5 protein-coding genes are annotated in these 6278 nt (G+C 73.7%); 4 read left to right on the plus strand and 1 reads right to left on the minus strand.

The window, feature by feature from the left end:
- The first annotated feature begins 448 nt into the window (after positions 1-448).
- Positions 449-2410, plus strand: coding sequence for a sensor histidine kinase (locus UG55_RS01025; RefSeq protein ID WP_083986264.1), 1962 nt, complete (start codon positions 449-451; stop codon positions 2408-2410).
- A gap of 8 nt (positions 2411-2418) precedes the next feature.
- Entirely contained in the window at positions 2419-3939 is a 1521-nt protein-coding gene (locus UG55_RS01030; RefSeq protein ID WP_242423549.1) for a hypothetical protein, read from the plus strand.
- Between the two features lie 50 nt (positions 3940-3989).
- Here the strand turns inward: UG55_RS01030 and UG55_RS01035 are convergent, their stop codons facing one another.
- Positions 3990-5504, minus strand: coding sequence for an MFS transporter (locus tag UG55_RS01035; RefSeq protein WP_066061442.1), 1515 nt, complete (start codon positions 5502-5504; stop codon positions 3990-3992).
- A 150-nt stretch (positions 5505-5654) separates the two neighbouring features.
- Here UG55_RS01035 and UG55_RS01040 point away from each other — a divergent pair, with 150 nt between their 5' ends.
- On the plus strand, positions 5655-6173 hold the full coding sequence (locus UG55_RS01040; RefSeq protein ID WP_066061445.1) for a MarR family winged helix-turn-helix transcriptional regulator: 519 nt from the start codon (positions 5655-5657) through the stop codon (positions 6171-6173).
- 22 nt (positions 6174-6195) lie between these two features.
- Positions 6196-6278, plus strand: an 83-nt coding sequence (locus UG55_RS45070) for an NAD(P)-binding domain-containing protein (protein ID WP_131799237.1), incomplete at its 3' end; no start/stop codon positions are given.

Genomic DNA, 6278 nt, shown 5'->3' on the forward strand with positions numbered 1-6278 from the left:
GAGCACGCGGCCCCTGGCGGCATCGAGCGGTGGGGCGGTGCCGAGCTTGGGGCGGTGCCGAGCGGGGTGGTGGCTCCCAGCGGCTCCGGGGGACATCCCGCCGGAACGGCGCAGGAAGGCTCAGCGGGCCGCGGGGGCCGCCGTACAGGCTGCGGAGCTGACGCGCCCGAAGTCGATGTGACTCCGAGTGACCAGGCGGGCCGAGCGGTACATGGGCCTGATTGGACCATCGGCCGAACACGGAGTCAACACCCGATTCCAGCCCGGGGCCGGGGCCGGGGCCGGGATGCTCCCGGGACGTCCGGTCGCCGACGGGGATGGGATGATCGTCACGCTCGGCGGTGGTTTCTGCGCGTACACGGACCACGCGTACACGGACCATCCGCGTGGGTGGGGCGGCGCCTGGCCGCCCCCGTTCATGTCCGGTGGCGGCTGGTGAGAGGGACCCGTGACAGAGGGCACCGCGTCGGCTGAGGGCACCGCGTCGGCTCAGGGCAGGGCGTCGGCTCAGGGCAGGGTGCCGGCGGCGGCCTCCGCGCCGGATCTCCGGGCGGGGCAGCGGTTCCGGTACCGAGGGCCGGCCGTGGCGCTCGCCTGCGGGGCGGTGGCCGCGGTGCTCACCGTGGCCGCCGGCTGGCCGTTCTGGCGTGGCGAGCCGGCGCTGGCGGCGGTGAACGCCTTCGTCGCCGGCGCCTTCGTGGTCTCCGGGGTACTGCTGCTGTTCGACTCGGCGGCACCGCGCCGCACCGGCGGGCTGGCGCTGCTCGCCGGCGCCTGCTGGTCCGCCACCTGGGTGCTGTGTCGGGAGGCCGGTCCGCTTCCGGCGCTGGGCGTGTTCGTCAACGCGTTGTTCTTCGTGGCCTTCGCCTGGGGCCTGCTGCTCTACCCGGACGGACAGGTGACCGGGCGCGGTGACCGGGTGGCCGGAGTCCTCACCACGGTCGCGTTCGGCCCGCTCGCGCTGTTGTCGATCATCGTGTCGGAGCCGGAGTGGAACGGTTTCGCGCCGGAGACGCACTGGCCGACCCTGTCGTCCCAGCCCGGGCTGTTCGCTTTCGTCAGCGATCTTTACGGGGTGGTCAACCCGGCGCTGGCCGTGGCCTTTCTGGTGCTGTTCACCCGCCGCTGGAGCCGGTTGTACGGGCTGGAACGCTCAGTGGTCGCGCCGCTGTTCGTCGCGCTCGGTGTGGTCGTGCTGTGCCTGGCCGCGCTTTCACCGACGTTGGACAACCGGGAACCCGGGCACGTGGTTGCGGGGTTCGCCGAGCAGGGGGCCGTCCTCGCGGTGCTCCCCCTGGCGCTGCTGGTCTGCGAGATGTGGCGCGCGATCGCCGTCGCGACGTCGGCGGACTGGATGCTGCGGCTCGGTGGCGGCCCGACGACGGCCGCGGTGGTGCGCGCCGCGCTGCGCCGGGCGCTGCGAGACGACACCGTCGAGCTGTACTTCTGGCTGGCGGATGAGCGGCGCTTCGTCGACGTCGACGGCGAGCCGGCCCGGCCGCCGGTCGCGCCGGCGGGTTCGGCCGGTGACGCGGTGTGGTCGGCCGACGAGGGTGCCGGCTCGGGTGGCGGACTGGCGGGGTCGGCCGGTTCGTCACGCGGTCGGCCGCAGGTGTGGACTCACCACGTGCACACCTCCTCCGGTGAGCTGTTGGCGGTGGCGACGGGCCGGTCGCCACTGCTGCGCCGGCCCCAGGCGTTCACCGGCGCGGCGCTGCGGACCGCGCGTCTGGCGCTGCAGAACGCCCACCTGCAGGTGGTGATCCAGGCGCAGCTCGTGGAGACCCGCGCCGCGCAGCGCAGGGTCGCCGAGGCCGAGGCCGAGGAGCGCAACCGCATCGCCCGTGACCTGCATGACGGCGTCCAGCAGCGGCTGCTCGCGCTGGCGATGTTGGTGAGCGTGGCGGAGTGGTCCGCGGACGACCCGGCGGCCACGGCGTCGGTGTTCCACGACATCCGGGCTGGGCTGCTCGTCGCCAACGCCGAGGTTCGCAACATCGCCCGCGGCATCGACCCGGAGGCGCTGCGCACCGAGGGCCTGGTCGGGGCGGTGCGGCAGGCCGCTGCCCGGCTGCCGTTGCCGGTCGAGGTCGAGGTCGCGCTCGCCGAGCCCGGGCCGTTCGGGGACGGGGTCGAGCGCACGCTCTACTTCGCGGTGTCGGAGGCGCTCACCAACGTGGTCAAGCACTCCCGGGCGACCACGGTGCGGGTGCGTCTCACCGGTGACGGGGGAGTGCTGATGGCGGAGGTCCGGGACGACGGGCACGGTGGTGCGGTCGAGGGCGACGCCGGCGGTCTCGCCGGCCTGCGCGACCGGGTGGAGGCGGCCGGCGGCGGGGTGTGGCTGTCGAGCCCACCCGGCGGCGGGACGACGGTGCTCGTCACGGTGCCCGTCGGTGACTCACCGTGAGTGGCCCGGTGACTGTGCCGGACCGGGAACGCCGGCCTGGGGCAGTCCGGTCGGTGTGGGCACGGGGCCGGTCGGTGTGGGTCCGGCCGGGTCACCTGCCGGCGGCGGTGGCGGCCGGCGTGCTGGTGGGGGCGGCGACCCTGGGCGCCGGCTGGCCCTTCCTGCGGCACAGCCCGACCCTGGCCGTGGTGAACATCGTGGTCGCGGGTGGGCTCACCGCCGCGGGGGTGCTGGGGATCTCCTCGGCGCCGCTGCGCCGCTGTGGCGTCGCGCTTGCCGGCTCCGGGCTGGCGTGGCTCGCGACCTGGGTGATGAGCTGGAACGCCGGCCCCGCCCCACTGGTGGGGATCATCGGGAACTGCGTCTTCTACATCCTGTTCGGCCTGGCGTTGCTGGGCTATCCGGACGGGCGGCTCAGTGGCCGGGCGGACCGCCTGGTGATCGCGCTGGCGGTCCTCGACCTCGGCCCGCTGATGGCGGCGAGCGTGCTGACCTCGAAGGCGGACTGGAACGGCTATGCGCCGGACGCCTGGTGGCCGGGGTGGCAGGCCGACCGGTCGGTCTTCGAGGCGATCAGCTCGGCCTACCAGGTGATCAACCCGCTGCTCGGGTGCGCGTTCGCGGTGCTGCTGATCCGCCGGGTGCGGCAGCTGCGGGGCCCGGAGCGGGCCGCGGCCCCGCTCGTGCTGGGCGCCGTCGCCGTGGCGCTCGTCGCCGTGGCCCTGCTGGCTCCGCCGATCTCGGTCGCCGACCTGGACGGGGTGCTGCGGGGGCTCGCGGCGCAGAGCGTGATCGTGGCGGTCTTCCCGGTGGTGCTCGTGATAGCAGCCGGCCGCCGGGCGCTCGGCGTGCTCACGGCCGCCGACCGGGTGCTGCGCCTGGCTGATCCCGCGACGGTCCGCAGCGTGCGCGATGCCCTGCGGACGGTGCTCGGGGACCCGGGCGTCGAGGTCTTCTTCTGGCTGCCCGACCTGGCGGGCTACGTCGACGTGGACGGCCGGCCCGTCGACCTGGCCGCCGCCGCCCGCCCCCCGGCACGGTGGACGCGGGAGGTGCGGACGCGGGACGGGTCCCGGCTCGCCGTGGTGACCGGCGATCCGGCCCTCGAGCAGTACGGCGCCTTCACCCACGCCGCGTTGCGCGCGGGACGGCTGGCGCTGGAGAACGCGCAGCTGCAGGTCGCCGTGCGGGCACGGCTGGTGGAGGCGCACGGGGCCCACCGGCGGGAGGCCGGCGCGCGGGCCGCGCAACGACTCCGGATGGCCCGTGACCTGGAGGACGGAATGCGGCGGCGGCTGATGGATCTCGTGCTGGTCGCGGCCCGGGCCGAGGCCGGTGACCCCGCCCAGGCGCGGGTCGTGTTGCGCCAGCTGCACGACGGGCTGCTGGCCGCGAACAAGGAGGTCCGTGACCTGGGCCGTGATCTGGAACGTGGCCTGCGCGCCGAGGCCACGCCCGGCATCGCGCCAGCCGGACCGGACTGGGCCGCGGCGCCGGAGACGGCGCCGGAAACGGCGGGGGGCACCTGACCGTCCCCGGTCAGGTGCCCCCCCGCTGGCAGTACGGGCCGCGCCTGGGATCAACCCACGTGGACCGGTGCCCCTTCGCCCTGCGGAAGGTCGTCCCGGCCCGCTCGCACCAGGATGAGCACCGTGACCAGGGCGAGGCCGATCAGCACCGCGCTCCACACGAACGACGTCGTGTAGCCCTCGACCGCTGCCTGGGCCTGGGCCGCCGGGCCGACGCCGTGGTCGGCGATGTAGTCCGACACGGCCGTCGCGTAGACGGTGTTGAGCAGGGCGACGCCGAGCGATCCACCCACCTGCTGGGTGGTGTTGACCAGGGCGCTCGCCACCCCCGCGTCGTGGTCGGCGACACCCAGCAGGGAGACGCTCGACATCGGCACGAAGGCGAGGCCCATGCCGATGCTGATCAGGAGCTCCGCCGGGAGCACCTGGCTGGCGTAGCTGGAGTCCACCCCGATGCGGGTGAGCAGCAGGAGACCGATGACCGCCAGCGCGCTGCCCACCACCATCAGCAGCTTGGGTCCCACCCGGGGCATCAGCTGCCCGGCCAGCCCGGCGGAGAAGATGATGCCCGCGCTGAAGGGCAGGAAGGCGAAGCCGCTGCGCAGCGCGCTGTAGCCGAGCGTCGACTGGAAGTAGAAGGTGAGGAACAGGAACATCGCGAACAGCCCGCCGCCGATGAGCATCGAGGCGAGGAAGGAGCCGCCGCGGTTGCGATCCAGGGCCACCCGCAGCGGCAGCAGCGGGTTGGCGGTCCGGGCCTCGATGGCGACGAAGGCGGCGAGCAGCACGGCCGAGGCGACGAGCAGGCCGATCGTCTTCCCCGCTCCCCAGCCCTCCTCGGCGGCGACGGTGAACCCGTAGACCAGTGCGACCAGCCCGGCGGTGACGGTGACGGTGCCCGGGATGTCGTAGCTCGCCTTCCCCTCGGCCCGGCTCTCCCGCACGATGGGCAGTGCCGCGGCCGCGGCGGCCAGCGCGATCGGGATGTTGACCAGCAGGCACCAGCGCCAGGACGCGTACTCGGTGAGCAGCCCGCCGACGACGAGGCCGATCGCCGCGCCACCCCCGGAGATGCCGCCGTAGACGGCGAACGCGCGGGCGCGCTCCTTGCCTTCGGTGAAGGTGACGGTGATCAGCGACAGTGCCGCCGGTGCCAGCAGGGCCGCACAGGCACCCTGCAGGGCGCGGGCCGCGAACAGCAGCTCCGCGTTGGGGGCGGCGCCACCGAGCGCCGAGGCGCCGGCGAAGCCGATGAGGCCCCAGATGAAGACCCGCTTGCGGCCGAGGAAGTCGGCGATGCGGCCGCCGAGGAGCAGCAGACCGCCGAAGGCGAGGGTGTAGGCGGTCATGACCCACTGCCGGTCGGCAGTGGAGATGCCGAGGTCGGCCTGGGCGTGGGGCAGCGCGATGGTCACGATCGAGGCGTCGAGCACGACCATGAGCTGGGCTACGGCGATTACGCTGAGTGCCACCCAGCGCCTGGGGTCGAGCTGCGGGGGCAACCCGGGCGACCCGACCGCGGCGGACGACTTTCCGTCGCCGACGACGTCGGTTGATGCGGTCACGGAAGATCTCCTGATGTCCGGAGGTTGCGCAGTCTGTCGGAGTGGCCGCCGGGGCTGCTCCGTTGGTTCTGTCCCGTACAGTACGCGGCCTGATAGTACAGCGCCAAACTAATTTCGGGTGAGTGCATGATGGCCAAATACACTCGTGTCGTGGACGGTGGCTGGAACGTTTGTGTCGGCGAGCAGACGCCGGACCAGATCGACAGCGTCGTCGAGGAGTGGCAGCGGGAGCGTCCCGACCTCGACCTCAGCGCGCTGGGCATCTTCGCCCGGATGAAGGTCTTCGTCGCCGCGCTCGGCGCCAGCATGGACCACCCGCTGGACCAGCATGGTCTCACCGCCGGGGACTTCGAGGTGCTCTCGGCCCTGCGCGCCGCCGGCCCGCCGTGCGTGCTGATCCCCTCCCAGCTGTCCGAGAAACTGATGATGTCCCGGGCCGGCATCACCAACCGGCTCGATCGGCTCGAGGCCGCCGGCCTGGTGGAACGCAGGCTGGACCCGTCCGACCGGCGCAGCTTCCGGGTCGGGCTCACCGACCGGGGCCGGGTGACCATCGACGCCGCGTTCGCCGACCACGTCCGGAACTTCGCGCGGATCGCCAGCCACCTCACACCCGAGCAGCGCCAGCAGCTGGACGACGCCCTGCGGGTCCTGCTGCGTGCCCTGTAGAAGCCGGACGGGAGCGGTCGACATGCGGGTCGCCTTCATCGGCCTGGGCACCATGGGCTTCCCCATGGCCGGGCACGTCGCCCAGGCGGGTTTCACCACGGTCGT

Source organism: Frankia sp. EI5c, from assembly GCF_001636565.1.
Taxonomy (GTDB): Bacteria; Actinomycetota; Actinomycetes; order Frankiales; family Frankiaceae; genus Parafrankia.